The organism is Chryseobacterium sp. MA9 (genome assembly GCF_024399315.1).
Taxonomy (GTDB): Bacteria; Bacteroidota; Bacteroidia; order Flavobacteriales; family Weeksellaceae; genus Chryseobacterium.
Genome location: NZ_CP075170.1, coordinates 2,862,950 through 2,880,942, shown reverse-complemented (window position 1 = coordinate 2,880,942; position 17,993 = coordinate 2,862,950). Strand labels below are relative to the sequence as shown.

The 17,993-nt window shown below is 35.8% G+C and carries 18 protein-coding genes; 7 read left to right on the top strand and 11 right to left on the bottom strand.

Annotated elements, in window-relative coordinates; translation table 11 throughout:
- Nucleotides 1-29 precede the first annotated feature (29 nt).
- Complete coding sequence (locus KIK00_RS13100; RefSeq protein ID WP_255812833.1) at nt 30-1,034, top strand: bifunctional oligoribonuclease/PAP phosphatase NrnA; 1,005 nt, start codon at nt 30-32, stop codon at nt 1,032-1,034.
- 48 nt (nt 1,035-1,082) lie between these two features.
- Here the strand turns inward: KIK00_RS13100 and KIK00_RS13095 are convergent, their stop codons facing one another.
- The 6 genes from KIK00_RS13095 to tilS form a co-directional block, all read right to left on the bottom strand.
- Entirely contained in the window at nt 1,083-1,889 is an 807-nt protein-coding gene (locus tag KIK00_RS13095) for a patatin-like phospholipase family protein (RefSeq protein WP_255812832.1), read from the bottom strand.
- A 74-nt stretch (nt 1,890-1,963) separates the two neighbouring features.
- Nucleotides 1,964-2,746, bottom strand: coding sequence for an alpha/beta fold hydrolase (locus tag KIK00_RS13090; RefSeq protein WP_255812831.1), 783 nt, complete (start codon nt 2,744-2,746; stop codon nt 1,964-1,966).
- Nucleotides 2,747-2,858: 112 nt separating this feature from the next.
- Entirely contained in the window at nt 2,859-3,380 is a 522-nt protein-coding gene (locus KIK00_RS13085; RefSeq protein ID WP_255812830.1) for a biopolymer transporter ExbD, read from the bottom strand.
- A gap of 345 nt (nt 3,381-3,725) precedes the next feature.
- Nucleotides 3,726-5,261: a T9SS type A sorting domain-containing protein gene (locus KIK00_RS13080; RefSeq protein ID WP_255812828.1), complete on the bottom strand. Its 1,536-nt coding sequence runs from the start codon at nt 5,259-5,261 to the stop codon at nt 3,726-3,728.
- Nucleotides 5,262-5,396: 135 nt separating this feature from the next.
- Nucleotides 5,397-7,466 (bottom strand): thioredoxin family protein, encoded by a 2,070-nt coding sequence (locus KIK00_RS13075; protein ID WP_255812827.1) that lies wholly within the window; start codon nt 7,464-7,466, stop codon nt 5,397-5,399.
- Nucleotides 7,456-8,805: a tRNA lysidine(34) synthetase TilS gene (gene tilS / locus KIK00_RS13070; RefSeq protein ID WP_255812826.1), complete on the bottom strand. Its 1,350-nt coding sequence runs from the start codon at nt 8,803-8,805 to the stop codon at nt 7,456-7,458. The genes KIK00_RS13075 and tilS overlap by 11 nt, the downstream gene beginning before the upstream one ends.
- Nucleotides 8,806-8,892: 87 nt before the next feature.
- Between tilS and KIK00_RS13065 the strand changes: the two genes are divergently transcribed.
- Nucleotides 8,893-9,726 (top strand): OmpA family protein, encoded by an 834-nt coding sequence (locus tag KIK00_RS13065; protein ID WP_047373543.1) that lies wholly within the window; start codon nt 8,893-8,895, stop codon nt 9,724-9,726.
- A 52-nt stretch (nt 9,727-9,778) separates the two neighbouring features.
- On the opposite strand, the gene KIK00_RS13060 is transcribed toward KIK00_RS13065, so the two are convergent.
- The 3 genes from KIK00_RS13060 to KIK00_RS13050 are packed head-to-tail and all read right to left on the bottom strand — an operon-like array spanning nt 9,779 to nt 11,965.
- On the bottom strand, nt 9,779-10,741 hold the full coding sequence (locus KIK00_RS13060) for an HTTM domain-containing protein (protein ID WP_255812825.1): 963 nt from the start codon (nt 10,739-10,741) through the stop codon (nt 9,779-9,781).
- 4 nt (nt 10,742-10,745) lie between these two features.
- The gene (locus KIK00_RS13055) at nt 10,746-11,318 is read right to left on the bottom strand and encodes a hypothetical protein (protein ID WP_255812824.1); all 573 of its coding nucleotides are present in this window, start codon (nt 11,316-11,318) and stop codon (nt 10,746-10,748) included.
- A 53-nt stretch (nt 11,319-11,371) separates the two neighbouring features.
- Nucleotides 11,372-11,965 (bottom strand): hypothetical protein, encoded by a 594-nt coding sequence (locus KIK00_RS13050; protein WP_255812823.1) that lies wholly within the window; start codon nt 11,963-11,965, stop codon nt 11,372-11,374.
- Between the two features lie 1,116 nt (nt 11,966-13,081).
- Between KIK00_RS13050 and KIK00_RS13045 the strand changes: the two genes are divergently transcribed.
- From KIK00_RS13045 to KIK00_RS13025, 5 genes are all read left to right on the top strand, one after another.
- A complete protein-coding gene (locus tag KIK00_RS13045) occupies nt 13,082-13,729 on the top strand; it encodes an O-methyltransferase (RefSeq protein ID WP_255812822.1) in 648 nt (215 codons plus the stop codon).
- An 85-nt stretch (nt 13,730-13,814) separates the two neighbouring features.
- Nucleotides 13,815-14,531, top strand: coding sequence for a C40 family peptidase (locus tag KIK00_RS13040; RefSeq protein WP_255812821.1), 717 nt, complete (start codon nt 13,815-13,817; stop codon nt 14,529-14,531).
- 22 nt (nt 14,532-14,553) lie between these two features.
- The gene (locus KIK00_RS13035; RefSeq protein ID WP_255812820.1) at nt 14,554-15,021 is read left to right on the top strand and encodes a DUF1648 domain-containing protein; all 468 of its coding nucleotides are present in this window, start codon (nt 14,554-14,556) and stop codon (nt 15,019-15,021) included.
- A complete protein-coding gene (locus KIK00_RS13030) occupies nt 15,018-15,362 on the top strand; it encodes a cupin domain-containing protein (protein ID WP_255812819.1) in 345 nt (114 codons plus the stop codon). Before KIK00_RS13035 ends, KIK00_RS13030 begins: the two co-directional genes overlap by 4 nt.
- Before the next feature lie 5 nt (nt 15,363-15,367).
- Nucleotides 15,368-16,606, top strand: coding sequence for a 3-deoxy-D-manno-octulosonic acid transferase (locus KIK00_RS13025; RefSeq protein WP_255812818.1), 1,239 nt, complete (start codon nt 15,368-15,370; stop codon nt 16,604-16,606).
- Here KIK00_RS13025 and KIK00_RS13020 read toward each other — a convergent pair.
- Nucleotides 16,598-17,224, bottom strand: coding sequence for a deoxyuridine 5'-triphosphate nucleotidohydrolase (locus tag KIK00_RS13020; protein WP_255812817.1), 627 nt, complete (start codon nt 17,222-17,224; stop codon nt 16,598-16,600). The two genes, KIK00_RS13025 and KIK00_RS13020, sit on opposite strands and share 9 nt — an antisense overlap.
- Nucleotides 17,224-17,979, bottom strand: a complete 756-nt coding sequence (locus tag KIK00_RS13015) for a glycosyltransferase family 2 protein (protein WP_255812816.1) — start codon at nt 17,977-17,979, stop codon at nt 17,224-17,226. Before KIK00_RS13015 ends, KIK00_RS13020 begins: the two co-directional genes overlap by 1 nt.
- Nucleotides 17,980-17,993 lie beyond the last annotated feature (14 nt).

Below are 17,993 nucleotides of genomic sequence, written 5' to 3'. Positions count from 1 at the left end.
ACTTTAATTTTAACGAAAATAAACACCAGATGTTTACACCAGCAGAACTTTTAGATATCAATACATTACTTACTCAAGAGAGCAAAATAGTTATCCTTACCCATTACAACCCGGATGGAGATGCTATTGGTTCAAGTTTGGGATTGAAACATTATCTGAAAGCAAAAGGAATTCATGCAGAAGTTATTGTGCCTAATGATTTTCCGAAATTTCTGAAATGGATGCCTGAGTCTAAAAAAGTTATTATTGCGGAATATAAAAGAAAGCTGGCATCTGATATGATTGCAGGAGCAGATGTTATTTTCTGCCTGGATTTTAATTCTCCATCGCGAATTGGATTATTGGGAGATTGGCTGGTTAAAGCTCAAGGGAAGAAAATTCTTATTGACCACCACCAGCAGCCGGAAAAATTTGATTTTGTTTATTCTGATACCGTAATCCCGGCCACTTCACAGATGATCTATCATTTCATTGAAGCGATGGATGATGAAAAACTGGTAAATCAGGATATGGCAGAATGTCTTTATACCGGAATTATGACCGATACGGGAGGTTTCCGTTTTCGTTCTACCAGTGCCACTACACATAGAATTATTGCCAACCTGATTGAAAATGGAGCAGATCCGGCGATGATCACATCCAATACCTGGGATACCAATACAGTTTCCCGTCTTCATTTGCTTGCTCTGGTCCTGGGAAGAATAGAAGTGGTGAACGATGGAACGGTAGCTGTTTTAAGCCTTACACGAAACGAATTGAAAGAATTAGGCTTCCAGAAAGGAGATACGGAAGGTTTTGTAAACTATGGTTTAAGTATTGGCGGCGTAAAAATGTCTGCATTCTTCATGGAAGACCTGTATGAGGATTTTGTTAAAATTTCGTTCAGAAGTAAAGATGATGTGGATGTAAACCAGTTCTCAAGAAAATATTTCAATGGAGGTGGGCACATCAATGCAGCCGGAGGAAAGTCTTTGGAATCTTTATCCGGAACTATAGAAACCTTTAAAAATAAAGTGAAAGAGGAAGGCTTTTAACCTGTAAAAGTAAAGTCCTGATTTGATAAACTTCCGGGATTTTCAAGCTCATAAAACTTTTCGAAACCCTTTCTCTTCAAGTTCCCCACAGGTATATTCATACACCTGCTGAAACATTTCATCCATATACCGTTTGTTGAAAAGGCTGTACTTCGTCATCTTAGGCGGATCTAAAAAAATATTACAGTATTTTGCCTTAGAATACACAGATTTTGCAATGGCTAAGTGAAGGATTCTGTCGAATTCTTTCATCAGACTCATTTTCCTTAATTCATCATAGCTGATCGAGTTGACATGGGAGGCAATAAGGAAATTGCATTTATCCATAATGGGTTCAATGGGAAGGTTATCCAGCACACCTCCATCTACATAAATTTTCTCACCTATCCTTACCGGAGGAAGAATAAAAGGTACGCTGGAAGAAGCCAGCAACGGGCCGAAAAGTTCTCCTTCAGAAAAGAAATCTACAATACCGTGGGTCATTTCAGTCGCGGCTACATACATGGGGATTTCCAGAATACTGAAGTTATCTTGCGGGAAATAGTCTTTGAACAGTTTTAAAATGAAATTGGAGCTAAAGATTCCATTTTTTGATAATTTTAAAGCTGATCGGGAAAAAAAAGAAGTCTGGCGTACAATTTCCATCATCTCATCCGGTGTTTTTCCAAAAGAATAAAAAGCACCAATAATAGAGCCTGCACTGGTTCCAGAGATAATGTGCGGTTTCAGATTATATTCTTCCAAAGCTTTCAGTACGGCAATATGAGCAATCCCACGCATTCCTCCGCCTGAAAGTGTAAGCCCGATAACCGGTGGTGCCGGTGGTTTCTTTTTTTTGAATGAGAATAAAGCCATTACGAATATTATTCTCTACTAATATACAGGATTTTTTTATTAAACACGACTTTAATCCTATCAGGAAACTGATGTCATAAAAGAAGTTTCTTAGGAAGGTTGTGAAGAAGTTCTGTATTGATGATTTCGGCACAGATACCAGGTTTTTCCCAATGTCCGTTGTGTCCGCAGTCCAGAATATAAGATTTGATATTTGTCCTGTCCGGAAGATGTTTGATCATCATATCTGTTTTTACAGCGTTGTCATGCTTACCTGCCAAAATCAGAATTTTAGCTTCCAGATTTTCCAGGATATGTTTTTTGTCAGTTCTTTCTACCATACCTTTTACACAGGCAAGAGCACCCAGATTGTTGGTAGATAGAGCTGTTTCAAGAGCTGTTTCAATTTTTCCCTCCAGTATATCTCTTTCATTGGGATTGAATAAATTGGGAATGCCAGCTCTTGCATAATGGGCAAATGCATCTCTAATGATTCTGTAGCTTTTGATGCGCTGCTGTTTTTTCTCTTCGTCATCCGAAAAATAGGTGGAGAAAAATAATGTTAAGCTTTTCAGAGAGTTGGGGTATTTTTCTGCAAAAGCGAGAGACGTATATCCTCCCATAGAATGTCCCAAAAGGTGAATTTTTTCTAAATGCTGATTGTCTAAAACCTTTTTTACTTCTTCGGCCATCAGCTCCATGGTGTGAACTTCCGCAAGAATTTCAGACTGCCCGTGGCCGGGAAGGTCAATTTTGAGCAGAGAGAAATCTTTGGAAAGATGATGCTCCATATCGCTCCAGATGGATAGGTTTTCCATAAATCCGTGAAGAAGTACCAATGTTTCTTTTCCGTTTCCTTTTCTTTCAAAGTTCAGCATGATTCCAAAATTATAGAAGGTTAAAAATAATACAGCCGGTTACGTACTGAAGATCCATTTCTTCTTTCAAATTTAAACAAAAAAAGAGCATTTAAAAAATGCTCTTTGTCTTTTATTGAGTTAATTCCTTGTAAACCTTTGTTTCCCAAGGTTTGATATCAGTTACGCCATATCGTTCCTTTTTGGAAATGGCCAGATTATCCAGCATATCCACAAAATTTTTGTAATTAGCTTCGTCCGTTGGCTTCACGATTACGGTGAAGTTTTTAGGTACCGGCGCATTTTTATAAGCCTCAGAAATGATTTTTGAAATTTTTATTCCACTGAAATCAGTTTCTTTAAGATTCCCTGTATTCAAATCTTTCTGGTTGCTCTGATGATAAAATACACGGTTATCTTTCCCGAGGATAAATGTAACCTGATTTTGATCTCCGATTACATGATCAGTCGGAAGAGTATTGGGATCCTTTGCGGGTAGTCCTAAATCCATTACATTAGGTTTTGTAAAATTGGTTGTGAACATAAAGAATGTAATCAATAGGAATCCCAGATCTACCATAGGAGTCATATCTACTCTGATCATTTTTTTCTTTTGTTTGCTGCCTTGTTTTTCTTGTGCAATTACTTCTGCCATGATTAAAAATTTTTAAATGTTAAACTGTATTTATTGAAGAATTCTTACAAAACGCATGCCTTGTTTGGTTAATAATCAATAGATTCATGAATCTATTGATTGTTTTTATGCGAATTTTAAATATTTCTGTCTCTTTTAATCTATTTGTTTTAAAAATGATAACCATGATATTGTTGGTTTGCTGATTTGAATTTTCAGGATAATCTTTGTATGAAGATCTACATAAAAAAACTCACACGATAAAGTGTGAGTTTTTAAATGATAAAAAATAATTATTTTGTTAAGCTTAAACAATGTATTTATATTGTTGATTACTAGATGTCTGAGTGTTTGTTGATGAATGAATTATCTGCTGACCGTTATTTTTTTTGAGAGAATGATTTCGTCTTTGTTTTTTATCTGTACAATGTAGATTCCTTCTGAGAATGTAGAAATATTGATCTTTATTTTTTCTTCATTATATTTTTGAGAGAAAAGTTTTCTTCCTGACATATCCGTAATGCTGATAATAGTTTCGTTTGGAAGATGATCCACATAAAAGAAATCTTTTGCCGGATTAGGGTAGAGGTTAGGCTGGTTCATTTTCTGGTTTTCTGAGATACCTAATTGTTCAGAACTTAATTTCACCACCCAGGCATCTATTGTTCCATGATTTCCCGTCACATCTCCACTTGTAGATAATGTGTTTCCTGAAACAATATAGCCATTATCACTGGTTAGCTCAATAGAACTAAAGTATTCAACGCTTGGGCCTCCCAAGGTTTTCCCCCATTTCAGGTTTCCATTGCTGTCCAGTTTTGCGATCCAATAATCCAGATAACCATGATTTCCGGTTACCTGTCCATTGTTGGAGGCGGTCCAGCCTCCAACGATATAATCCCATTCAGGAGTTTGACGTATTGTTATGGCACTATCGTGGGCACCTCCGCCCAGATATTTATCCCATTGAATACCTCCGTTATTATTTAGCTTTACTACCCAATAATCGGGAAGGCCATTTTCAATGTTCGAAGGATCATAAGAAGTACCCACTACAATATAGCCGCCATCGAAAGTCTGTTGTGCAGAATATCCCATATTATCTCCAATATTACCCAGTGTTTTTTGCCATTGCATATTTCCGGAACTATCAAGTTTTACCACCCAATAATCGTAGTTTCCATAGCTTACGGTGATGTGCCCGTCTGTAGAAACGGTATTTCCTGCAATAATATATCCTCCATCAAAAGTTTGCTGAACAGAAAGTGCCTGGTCGCTGTCACTTCCTCCCAGCGACTTCTGCCATTGTATATTTCCGGTGTTATCCAATTTTACTACCCAATAATCCTGGTCTCCCTGGTTCCCGCTGACGTCCCCATCATTAGAATTGGAAATTCCGACTACAATATATCCTCCTTCGGCAGTCTGCTGAATAGATTGAGCTTCATCAACATTACTTCCTCCTAAAGATTTCTGCCATTGTATATTTCCATTGGTATCCATTTTTATTATCCAGAAATCAAAATTCCCATGGTTTACTGTAGCATCTCCGTCACTGGATTTGGAAGATCCGGCTGCAATGTATCCCCCGTCTGTAGTCTGCCGGATAGATTTGATTGCATCATGATTACTTCCTCCCAGCGCTTTCTGCCACTGTATATCTCCATTGCCCCCCATTTTTACGACCCATCCATCTCCCTCACCATGGTTTCCACTAACATCTCCGTCGTTTGATGAAGAATCTCCGGCCATAATGTATCCGCCATCAGAAGTTTGCTGGGTGTAATGGGCTGTTTCTCCCTGGCTTCCTCCCAGCGCTTTTTGCCATTCTATGGACGGAGCAGTTTGAGCAGTGAATAATGAATAGGTTAGGAACAAAAAAGTAAATGTATAATGTTTCATATGTGTTTGAATTGGTGATAGTTATTCAAATATAATTAAATTTATACTTCTTTTGGTGTTTTATGGTGTACGAAATTCATTAAAATAAAAAACTCACACGATAAAGTGTGAGTTTTTAGATGATATGTAAATAATTTATTTATTCTTTTTATAGAAATTCACCCCGCATTCAAGGAATTTTTTGAAATCCTCTTTTGGCATATATCCTGAAACAGGAGTATTGATTACTTTTCCGTCTGGAGTGATCAAAACATAGTGAGGCTGAGAGTTATTATTAAAATTAACCTGCTGGAACAAGCTCCATCTGTCACCGATTGTTTTTACCTTTTTGATCTGGCCTTCACCAAGGTCAATTTTAGTTTTTTGATCCTCTGGAAGTTCTTCCTTGTCATCCACATACAGAGATGCCAATACTACATCATTCTGAAGGATAGGCAAAATGTCTGGTTCACTCCATACAAATTCCTCCATTTTTCTACAGTTTTCACAGCCATATCCGGTGAAATCAATAAGGATGGGTTTATCTTCTTTTTTTGCCAGTTCTATTGCTTTGAAGAAGTCGTGTTCCGGATGCATCCCTAAAATTCCGTCCTTTTCATCATGGAAATAGCTTACATTCAGTGGAGGTAAAATTCCACTTAACAGCTGAAGTTTTGGACGGTCAGATGGTATTAGTCCCTGGATTAAGTAGATTACAAAACCTATTCCCAAGACGCCTAATATCTTTCTTGTAATGGAGATTTTAGGTTTTTTGTCATCATGCGGGAATCTGATAAATCCTAATAAATATAATGCCAATCCTAATGCAACGATGATCCAGATTGCGATGAAAAGTTCTCTTTTTAAGAAGAATGTTTTAGAAACAAGATCTGCTTTAGATAAAAATTTCAAGGCTAAAGCCAGTTCCACAAAACCTAAAACTACTTTTACTGTATTCATCCATCCTCCGGATTTCGGAAGACTTTGTAATGCTTGCGGGAATAAAGCTAAAAGTCCGAAAACGATTGCCCACGCAAGACCGAATCCTGCCAATGCAAATGTCAATAACATCGGAACGTTGGTAGAACCCGTTACTGCACTTCCTAGTAAACTTCCTAAAATAGGTCCTGTACAAGAGAAAGAAACAATAACCAATGTCAATGCCATGAAGAAAATACCAATAAGTCCTCCTGCTTCTTCTGCTTTAGAAGATTTATTAGCGATTGAACTTGGTAAAGTGATATCATAATATCCGAAGAAACTTCCGGCAAAGAAAATGAATATGATGAAGAATGCAATATTCAGCCATACGCTGGTAGAAATTTCATTGAAGATATTTCCTGCAATTCCGTCGATAACGTGGAAAGGAATACTTAATAAAACGAAGATAAGAAGGATGAAAAACCCATAAATAAGAGCATCTCTTTTTCCTTTAGCTTTGTTCTTGCTGCCTTTCGTAAAGAATGAAACGGTGAGTGGAATCATTGGGAAAACGCAAGGTGTAAGCAAAGCGATTAACCCGCCAATAAACCCTAGGAATAAATAAGTCCAGTAGTTTTCATCCACTTTAGTAGAAGCTGTACCACAATCCGTCAACGGTTTTTTGAAATCAATAGTTTCAATTTTCAGCTGTTTAGGATCCAGTTTAGAAGTTTCTGTGATCGCAGCTTCAGTTTTTGCTGGATTTTCAGTAACAGTCTCAATTGTTTTTACCGAATCTTTTACAGGACCTGCAGTTTCCTCAGTCACAGCCTCTTCCGTTGCACCTTTTGGTGTCACTTTTTGGTTGAATTCTAATGTATTGGGAGCCAGACAAACTCTGTCGTCACAGGTCTGGTACGTAATCTCAGAAGTGACATCCGCAGGTTTTGTCGGATCTTTTAATTTGAATTTCTGCTTAAATCCAGCTGAATTGGAGTAAAAAACAATTGTTCCCCCAAAAGCTTCAGAAAACTCTTCATGTTTTTTGCCTACTTCTGTAAACTTCCCGATCAGTTCAATATTCTTTCCCGTAACTTTATACTCAGTAGGAATTCCGGTATCTTCCGGTAAATCTTTTGAGTAGATATGCCATCCGCTTTCCATGGTAGCATTCAATACAGCTTCGTACTGATTGTTTCCAAGGTCGTTGATGGTGAATTTAAACTTTACGGGATTTTTTATCTGTGCATTAATCCCTGTCGCTAAAAATAGTAGAATTAATAAAAACCAATTTCTAAATTTCATTGTTCATTTCATTAAAAATTTTGAGACTCCATTTTGTCTTCTCATTCTTTGCATATCTTCTATCCTGTCTGAAAGGGATGATCCCAAGTACAGAATAATTGCTGTCTGTTAGTATCCAGATTTTTTGCCTCGCTAAAATAGATAATTTTTCGTCCCTAAAAAACTTAGAAACTTTCTTTTTCCCGGAAAAACCGGTTGGATAAAACTCGTCACCCTCTTTTTGTTTTCTCAAACGTAGTGGGAAATGAAGTTTTTCAGCATCAAAATCCCATTCAAATCCTTTATTGATTCCATCAATGCTTTCAATGTAATCTACGAGATTGATGTTGATTTGGTTTTCGGAAAAATCAAAATGATCGATCAGGACTATTTCCTCTTTGATTTCCTGTTCATCATTTTTCTCAGTAAATATCAACTCATCACGATTGACAATCAACTGATACTTTTCTGAAAAAAAAGAACTGTTGTTTTCAGCCTTAAAAATTTTAGGGATTTCTTCCTCCTGGTTGAATCCATATTTTTTTAAAATTTCAAATTTTACGAAATCGCTTTCCTGATCCAGCTTTTCCTTTGATAAGATTTTATAGCCTTGGTTAAATACTGTAATACGATTTTCTATCTCCTGAATCTGTTTCCGGACAAAATCTTTAGTTTGATTCAGATATAAAGAACTTTTTCTGAAATTTTCCAGAAAATGATCATTGGTTGTCATCAGCACCGGAACAATCTCATTTCTAATCTTATTCCTCAGGTAATCACTTTTTTTATTAGACAAATCTTCCCGGAATTCAATCGTATTGTCCTCGGCAAACTGATAAATTTCTTTTTTTGAAAAATTTAAAAGCGGTCTGAGAATATAATTGTCATTTGATGGAATTCCACTCAATCCATTGATGCCGGAAGCTTTGGAAAGGTTGATGATAAATGTTTCCAACTGGTCATTCAAATGATGAGCGGTAACCAGAAATTCCAGTTTTTCCTTTTTCTGAATTTCTTTAAAAAAAGTATATCGAAGTTCCCTCGCCCAAAGCTGAATAGAGTTTTCAGGTTTCCGGTCCTTTTCCGAGACTTCATACAAATGAAATTTTATATGATTTTTCTCACAAAAGTCCTGAACCGTTTTTTGATCCAGATCAGAATCATTACCGCGAAGTTTATAATTGATATGGGCAATCTGAAACTGGAATTTTGACCCTTTGATTTCGTGCCCTAAATCCCTGAACAAAGAGGCCAGAACCATAGAGTCTGCTCCTCCGCTTACTGCCAGAAGATACATATGATTTTCCGGTTCGTGAACGAGATTTTTTAATTGGCTGATAAAGCTTGATTTTTCCAACATAGATGTTGAGAATTTCTTTTATGCAAAGATAACCGATATAATTCAATTGAATTTTCCTAACTTTGAGTAGTCTAAAAATGATTATTTATGAAGATTTTAAAAATTGTAGCAGTTTCTGCAATGGCGCTGGGAATGACATCTTGTGTCAGCAAGAAGCAGTATGATGCTTTAAGCACAAACTATAAGCAGTGTATTGAAAATATCGGAGAAAGACAGAGAGAAATTCAGGATTTGAAATCTCAAAACTCTGCATTGACCGGTGAAAATAACTTGCTGAAAAGCCAGCATGATGCTTTAAAATCATCACTTGATGCATGTCTTTCCAACACCGGAAAAAGTTCTGCCAATATTGATAAATTGGTAGGTGAAATCAATGCTTCCAATTCTTATATCAAACAATTGATCTCTAATAACGCTAAGAATGACAGCCTGAATCTGGCATTGTCTAACAAGCTGAAAAGATCTTTAGATAATGTATCAGATCAGGATGTACAAGTGAAGGTATTGAAAGGAGTTGTAATGATCTCTCTTTCAGATAATATGTTGTACAAAACAGGAGATTACAATATTCTGCCTGCTGCTCAGGAAGTGTTAGGTAAAGTTGCTAAAGTAATCAATGATTATGATAAATATTCAGTATTGATTGAAGGTAATACAGATAATGCTCCGTTGAATTCTCCAAATCTTCCAAGAGACAACTGGGATCTTTCTGCATTAAGAGGTACTTCTGTTGCTAAGGTACTTCAGACTCAGTTTGGAGTAGATCCTGCAAGAATTACAGCAGGAGGTCGTTCTGAGTACAACCCGAAAGCTACAAACATGAGCGTTTCAGGCAGAGGAGAAAACAGAAGAACGGAAATTATCATTATGCCTAAACTTGATGAGTTTATGAAACTGATGGATATTGCTCCTAAGAAATAATCACTCAACCATACATAATAATAAATCCCGAAGCAATTCGGGATTTGTTTTTTTATGAGCTAATCTGTTTCGGAATATAATGAGCTGATATTTGTTTCTTTGAAGAGGGAACTTCTTTTTTAGCAGTTTGCTCAAAATAGAAATTGGTGATATTCCATACAATCATAATGGCTGAAAAATAATATAAATTAAGTACGAGTGCAATTCCTATATGCATAGAAACCGTCAGGAAAAGCCACGTTTTCTGAGTTGGTTTGTACCAGATAAAAAACGGGTAGCATATCTCGATAATAATTGTACTCCATCCCATGAAGCTTAGGATATAGGAATGTTCTATAAGCCAACTGAAATCAAAATTCAGATCTCTGTTGGAATAAGGAAGATGAATGGCCTTCCAGATAGATTCACCGTTCCACCAATTGAACCCTAAAGCTTTATCTAATCCGGAGAAAAAATAAGCAATAGATACATGAATCTGAAACAATCTTTTAACCGGAGTAATATTAATATCTCCATGTTTTCTGGTGAAAATAAAATTTTTCAGTGAAAAGCGATGATCAGCAGGAAAAAGTATCAGATAAAATAAAGACATACTCGTGAAAAAATCTGCACCATAAGCAAAGAAAGAGCTTCCTTTGAGCAAAGCAATCTGCAGTATAAGCAAAAGGAAAGCTGAAATTCTGGAATAAAACCCCGTAATGATCAAAATACACAAGGTAATAAATGATATTTTGGTCATTATAATCGTTGTGCTTTCTTCAATGCCAAAGTTTTGTAAAAAGTTGACAATTTTTGAGAAGGTAATCAGCCAGTCAGGCGTGAAAACACTCATGATATCCTGTGGAATGATACTGCTGCTTGAAAACAGTTTGTCAAAATCCGGCAGTACTGCTGTGAACTGTAAGAGGATAACGATTCCTATAGCAACCCGGAAGAAACTTAAAAATTCTGTTTGATTATCCTGTCTGAAAAAGAAGTTTTCAATTTTGGTGTAAAATACATTCAGTTTTTTCATTACTCTAATATTTGAATTCATCAATAAGAATAAAATTTTCATTCGTTTTTCCCTGTCTGAAATCTGCAATAGAAGGGTAATCGTACAAATAAAGCTTTGTAGTAACACTTGATGCTTTTGGGTTTTCTTTCATCACATGTTCTGCAATCTGTTTGATAATGATGTCAAGGTATTGATAATATTTGCGGTCATATGTATTCTTGCTGGAAATCTTATCCAAAAACATATTAAAGACAGTAGTGTATCTCACTCTGCTCTCCTTACTTTTGAAATAAGGCATAGTCTTTTGTTCCAGGATATTTCCCTTCTTATCTTTCAGTTCAAAGCTCATCACAAAATCACTGGCAACATTTGGGGCATAAAAGCCATATCCTGTATCAAAGCCAGTATATGATGTAAATATATTGACTGGCTTTAATTGGGCTATATTTTCCGAAACTGTGTAAGCCAGAGGCTTTTCATAGTTTTTGTTTTCATAATAAAAACCATAGTAGCCATCAAATGTTCCCTTCATACCAATTGTGAATACTATCAATAGAACAATGAAAATTCCGGACAACTGAAGCTTTTTTTTCATGGCAAAAAGATTTTAGAAAAGGCTGCCTTCAGAATAAAAACAGCCTTTTACTGTTATTTGTAGTTAACTAATACATTGTTAAGCTTTACATTGATTCTTGGATCAATTGCTGTATTGACTTTGTAAGATTTTATGATCACATTGGTAAGATTCTTTCTTCCCATCGTTGGGGGACAGATTGTATATTCTTCAGCACCTCTTATGGTAAGTCTACCTAAAGAAGTGATGTCTTTCTGGCTTAGCAGAGCAGCATTAGTCGCAACCTGATTATTTTGAATAGCATAATAATCTGTTCCAAGTTCTTTGGCTCCGTATTTTTGCAGGATGCCATCTACTTTAGCTCTTAGATCACCGTATTTTTTCCAGTCGATATTAGCTTTCATTAAACATCCGCGGATGATATACTGTCTGTTGATTTTGTATATTATAAAATTAGTACCCAAACTGTTCTGATGGAGTTTTTGTAGTTTTAATAAACTCTTTATATCTTCATCAGAAATTTTTTTGACATCTTTAAGGATGTAATTGTTATCTACAATGTAATTGCCTTTTTCTTTATAAAAAGACATTTCCTGAGGCTTAAGCTGGGAAAATATTATAACAAGTCCCACTATTGCTCCAATTAAAAATAAAGTCTTTGTTTTCATGTGGTTGTTTTAAAATATCCCTACTCTGTTTTAGGATTTTCGGGGGCCTCCTTTTTGTGAGTGTTTCATGGTTGAGAAACTTAGATCAAATGTAGAATTATGTAAGCGCTTAAGAATAAGTGTTTATCCTGTTTTTTTATAAGGACTTTAACCTGCTAATATTGAAATGTAAAAATTGGAAAGGTGGAATCCAGAAATAACAGGCTGTTTAAAGGTAATTTAGACTGTTTTGTTAATACTTTTAATAAAGATTTTTCGGATGAACTCAGTAAAGTTCTTTTGAATCGGTGTTAGAAAAAATGTTGATTCCGGAATGGGATTAGATTGTTTCAGATAGAATATCTGATGTGACGGGGAGAAATGGAACTGCTTTTAAAAAAAACAAATCCCGAAGGTGGCCGGGATTTATTTTTTAATCAAATTAATTCTTCCTTTTTCAGGAGCGAAATAATTCGTAGCAAAAATGAAGTGGATATTTCTTTCTTAGTTTTTGCTGCAGAAGAATCAGCTCTGCTTTTCAGCATAACTTTGTGATTCTCATGGTTAGTTTGTGTCTCTCCTGCAATCATCTTGTTTCTCTTAGTGTTTTTACCCCTTATTCTCATTGCAAACTTACAACGGATACCACAAAAATACCATCCGTATTTTCCCGGTATTTTATATGGGGTTTTTCCCGGTATGATGTGTTTTTTTTAATTTCTAACCAATTATTTGTGTATAATTATTTGGTTAACAAAAGAATGCGTATATTTAAATCCCTTTAAAAGGAAATAAAAATAGAGGTATCCGAAAATCTAAAGAGTAGGAAATTAATACTAAACAAAATAATTATGAAAAATTCAAAAAAACTTTCAAGAGGAGAAATGAAAACTATACAAGGTGCTATTAGAGGGTGTAATCCACAGATATTTTGTACTAGCCCACAAACAAAGTGTTGCCCAGGATGGGTTTGTGCTGGTATAAGACAATATTGTATAGCCGTATAATGATTTTTTGCATAAAATTTAGATATGGCTAAGAAAAAGAGAGGGATTAATTTCTCTCTTTTTTTGTATCTTCTTGCTGAATTTAAAAACTAGCTTTAAAATCCTTAAATTTGTTTTAAATTAAAATGGTATGAGTTTTTTTGAAGAAAAGAATCCTGAAATGGACAGATATTTGGAAGCACACGCTTCTTCAGAATCCGAAATTCTGAAAAAACTGAGAAGAGAGACTTACCAGAAGACGACACAACCTCATATGATTTCCGGATATCAGCAGGGAAGGTTATTGACTATTATTTCCCAGATGCTGCAGCCGAAAAGTATTTTGGAGATAGGAACATTTACAGGATACGCTACGCTATGCCTTGCATCAGGATTGGCGAAAGACGGGAAAATTACAACACTGGATGTGAACGAAGATCTTGCCTATCTGCCGAAAAAATATTTTGAGTCAAGTGAATATGCCAATCAGATTGATTTTAAACTTCAGGATGCCAAAGAATTTTTAAAAGAAACAGACGAGTTTTTTGATCTGATTTTTGTAGATGCCGATAAGGAGAATTATGCAGAATATTTTAGATTGATAAAACCCCATACCAAGTCCGGAACAGTAATCTTGTTTGATAATGTTTTGTGGTACGGGAAAGTGCTTGAAGAAAATCCGAAGCTGAAGTCTACCCAGTCTATCCAGGAATTGAATGATTTGGCATCAAAAGACGAAGATTTTGAAAATCTTATTTTACCTTTGCGGGATGGAGTCAACTTTCTTCGCCGAAAGTAATTAAAATATCCAAAGATTAAAACATTTAAAGAGAATGCAGGTTGTATTTTTTCTTTAAATTATTCAATCTTAAAATTGAGAGTTAATGAATAAAGGAATTTGTATTGTTACAGTAGCGCCGGTTCGTGCAGAGAATTCTGACAGAGCTGAAATTGTTACGGAAATATTGTTCGGAGAAAGTGCAGATATTTTGGAAGTAGATAAAAACTGGACCAAAATAAAAATGCATTACGATGGCTATGAAGGATGGATGGATACCAAGCAGCTGAAGCCAGTAACAGAAGAAGAACTGGCCAAAAGGAAAGTTACTGTCGTTACTGAAGATTTCTCTTCCGTATTAATGAATGACGGGAAAACTCTGCTTTCTATGGGATCAGAAGTGGAGTTTCCGGTGGTTGCTTCAAGGAGAAGTCATGATGTACGTGAAAGTATTGCCCTGACGGCAAAAGAATTCCTTAATGTACCTTATCTGTGGGGTGGAAAAAGTTTCTTTGCAGTAGACTGCTCAGGATTTACTCAATTGGTATATAAAATTCATAATATTAAAATTCCAAGAGATGCTTCACAACAGGCTGAGGTAGGAGAGCCCCTTACCTTTGTAGAGGAAACACAGCCTGGAGACCTTGCTTTCTTTGAAAATGCTGAAGGAAAAATTATTCACGTAGGTATTATGCTGGATAATCAAAAAATCATCCATGCTTCCGGAAAAGTAAGAATTGATACATTGGATTCCACAGGAATTTTCAATAAAGAAATGAATAAGCACACCCATAAACTGAGAGTGCTGAAAAGTGTAATTTAATCATGATTCAATCTCATCTGAAATGGAAAATATTCTTTTTATAATTTTTGATATTTTTAATTTTGGATTAGTAGTTTTTTTGTGGTGGTTTACCATCAAGAATTATAATTCTTTGCCGAAGAGAATTCCTGTACATTTTGATATGCAGGGACAGGCTGATGGATTTGGAGGGAAGATATTTGCCTTTCTAATGCCTTTGCTGGCAGTAGGAATTTACGGATTGTTTACGTATGGCGTAAGATATCCGGAAGGAACTAATTTCCCTGTGGAAATAACAGATCAGAACAGAGATGCACAATTTTTAATTATGAAAATTGGAATGCGGGCCCTCTTTGTTGTAATAACAATCATTTTTATGAATATTCAGGACTATATGTTCAGATATGCTGTTGATGACAAAGCAAAGCCCAGAATTACATTTGTTACCATCTTTTTATCCGTTGTACTGTTTGTTCCCCTATTACTCTTCATTACTCATCTATTCAAATGATACATTCTAAAGACAATTCGGAGCACTATACATGGGGAAACCACTGTGATAGCTGGATTCTGAAAAACACACAAGGCTTATCTGTGAAGCAGGAAAAAATGCCCGCAGGAACTTCAGAAAAATTACACTTTCACAAAGTGGCAGACCAGTTTTTTTATATTCTGAAAGGAGAAGCTGTACTTTATATCAATGAAGAGAAATTTCTGGTTAAACAGGGAGAATCTATTTCTATTGCACCGGAATCAAAACACTTTATCTCCAATGAATCCACCGAAGAAATTGAATTTTTAGTCATATCCAATCCACCTGCGGATCACGATAGAATTGAAATAAAAGAATAATTAAAATGGCTTTTCTATACAATATATTTATCAGTCTCCTTACTTTTGGAATGAAGGTTTTTGCATTGATTAATGATAAAACTAAAAAAGGCGTTGAAGGGAGGATGCAGTCTTTAGAGAAAGTGAAATCGGTATTTTCCAAGACAGATAAAGTGATTTGGATGCATGCTGCCAGTTTAGGAGAATATGAGCAGGGACTACCAGTTTTGGAAAAGCTCAAAGAGAATTTTCCCAGGTATAAAGTTCTGGTGACTTTTTTTTCTCCCTCGGGATATGAGAACGTCGTTAAAAAGAAACATATTGCAGATGTTATCTGTTATTTACCTTTCGATAAAAAAAGCACTGTGAAAGAATTTATATCACAATTTGATACTGAACTATTCTTTACGGTTAAATACGACTATTGGTATAATCTGCTTGCAGAATTGAAAAATCAAGGGACGAAGATTTATGTGATTTCCGCTCTGTTCTATGAAAGACAGTCCTTCTTTACTTCCTATGGGAAATGGTTTGTAAAACAGCTTCAGAAAGATGTAGATTGGTTTTTCCATCAGACACAATTTTCATTGGCCCTGGCCAAAAGTATAGGATTGATTAACTCTTCCGTAACGGGAGACACAAGATTTGACAGAGTAAAACAACTTCGTAGTCGGAACAATGATGTAGATTTTATTGCAGACTTCAAAGGAGATCATAAAGCAGTTGTTTTTGGGAGTTCATGGCAGGCTGAAGAAAAAATAGCGGAAGTGGTTTCCCGTAAAAATAACACGGTGAAACTCATTATTGCACCACATGACCTGAAAAGAGTGGAGCATTTGAAAAATATATTTCCAAATGCATTATTATATAGTCAGATACAGGAAAATCAGTCATCAATTGACAGCACTCAGCTTTTAATTATAGACAGCATTGGCTTATTGTCAAAACTATATTCTTATGCAGATGCAGCTGTTGTGGGAGGAGGATTTCATGATGCCGGACTTCATAATATTCTGGAAGCGGCAACTTTTGGCGTTCCTGTGATCTTTGGTAATCATTACAAAAAGAATCCGGAGGCCGATGATCTCATCGCTGCGAATGGCGGAAAATCTTTTCCAGACGAATATACAGCAGCAGAATTTGTTTTATTTCTTATGAATGAAGAGAATCAGGAAGAGCTTATAGAAATGTCCCAAAATGCAGGGAAATTCGTAGATGGAAAACCTGATTCTACCAAAATGATTCTGCAGAAAATTTTATCGTAAATATCCCTGACTTTTCATTTCTTTCATAATCTGATCTATGTTTTCAGGAACCCTGTCGCATTCCAGCCAGCTGGTATCAAGACCGTTGTTGACACAGAGTTTTTGAAGATAATGATTTTCTGAGATCTTCTTTTGAGTGTCCCGCAGATACTCATCAATTTCCATCCAGTAATCCTCATCCAGTTTTTTAATAAGAGTCAAAGACTTGAATACTTTATTGATGATGTAAATATAGAGTTTGTAAACATTGTCAAACCTCTGTCTGCTGAGGTCACTGTTGTTTTCCAGAATTTTATTGATAAGAAGAAGATTCAGTGAAACTTCCCCGAATTTATCTGTAGTAATTTTGATATGTTCAGTGACTTCTGCGCTTATCTTTCGGATGATAGTCAGGAAATAGGGAGCATTTCCGGTGTATTTTGAAGCTAAAAGAACCTTTTCTGCTACAATTTCCTCCATTGCATTTCTTTTATCATCCGTGGTTTCCGGATCAATAAGCTCGAAATACAGCTTTTTAGACAATAATTTATCCTTTCTCAGAAGCCTGAAAATAAGTTTGTCTTTCTCGGTACCGGAAAAAGCGCTCAGAGCGGCTTTGAACTCTTTTGAATACTCCATTAATTGAAAATTTTCGAATACTTCATGAATCCGTTTAGCGCCCAGTTAGCTGTATAATACAATGATTTTAATGTTGAAAATCCCATGAAATCCTTATAAACAAGATATTGATCTTTGATGATGTTTTTTTTCTTTCTGGAGACACTGTTTTCGCGCATTCTGTATTTTGCCAGTGTCTTTTTTACAGGAATCCCTTCAGGAATTACTTTTAAAAGATTAAGCCACATGACATGATCTTCACGTTTACTTTTTACAGGGAATAAAAACTTTCCAGCCCTTTTGGTATCATACATTGTAGAAACCGGTGCCAGACGGCATGTTTTCAAAAGATTGGAGAATGTAACGACTTTGTCAGCCAGAAAATCTTTCAGTATAGGCTGAAGCTGTTCATCACATCTGGAATAATTGCAGTAGACCAGCTCTGCATTATATTCCTCCATATAGTTGGTCATTGTTTCCAGATATTCAGGATACCAGTAATCGTCAGAATCCAGAAAAGCGATATATCTTCCCTGAGCCCTTTCCAGACTATTGTTTCTTGCATTTCCTGCTCCGCCATTTTTCTCCAGTACCTGCAACTTTATTCTGGGATCATTGTATTTTCTGATGATCTCAACTGTATCATCTTTGGAAAGGTCATCAGTAATCAGCCATTCCCAGTTTTCGTAGGTTTGGTTAAGAACAGACTGTATGGTTTCCTCGATAAATTCTGCAGAATTATAACAGGGAGTAATAATGGAGACAAGATCTTTCATTTATGCTTTTTGAG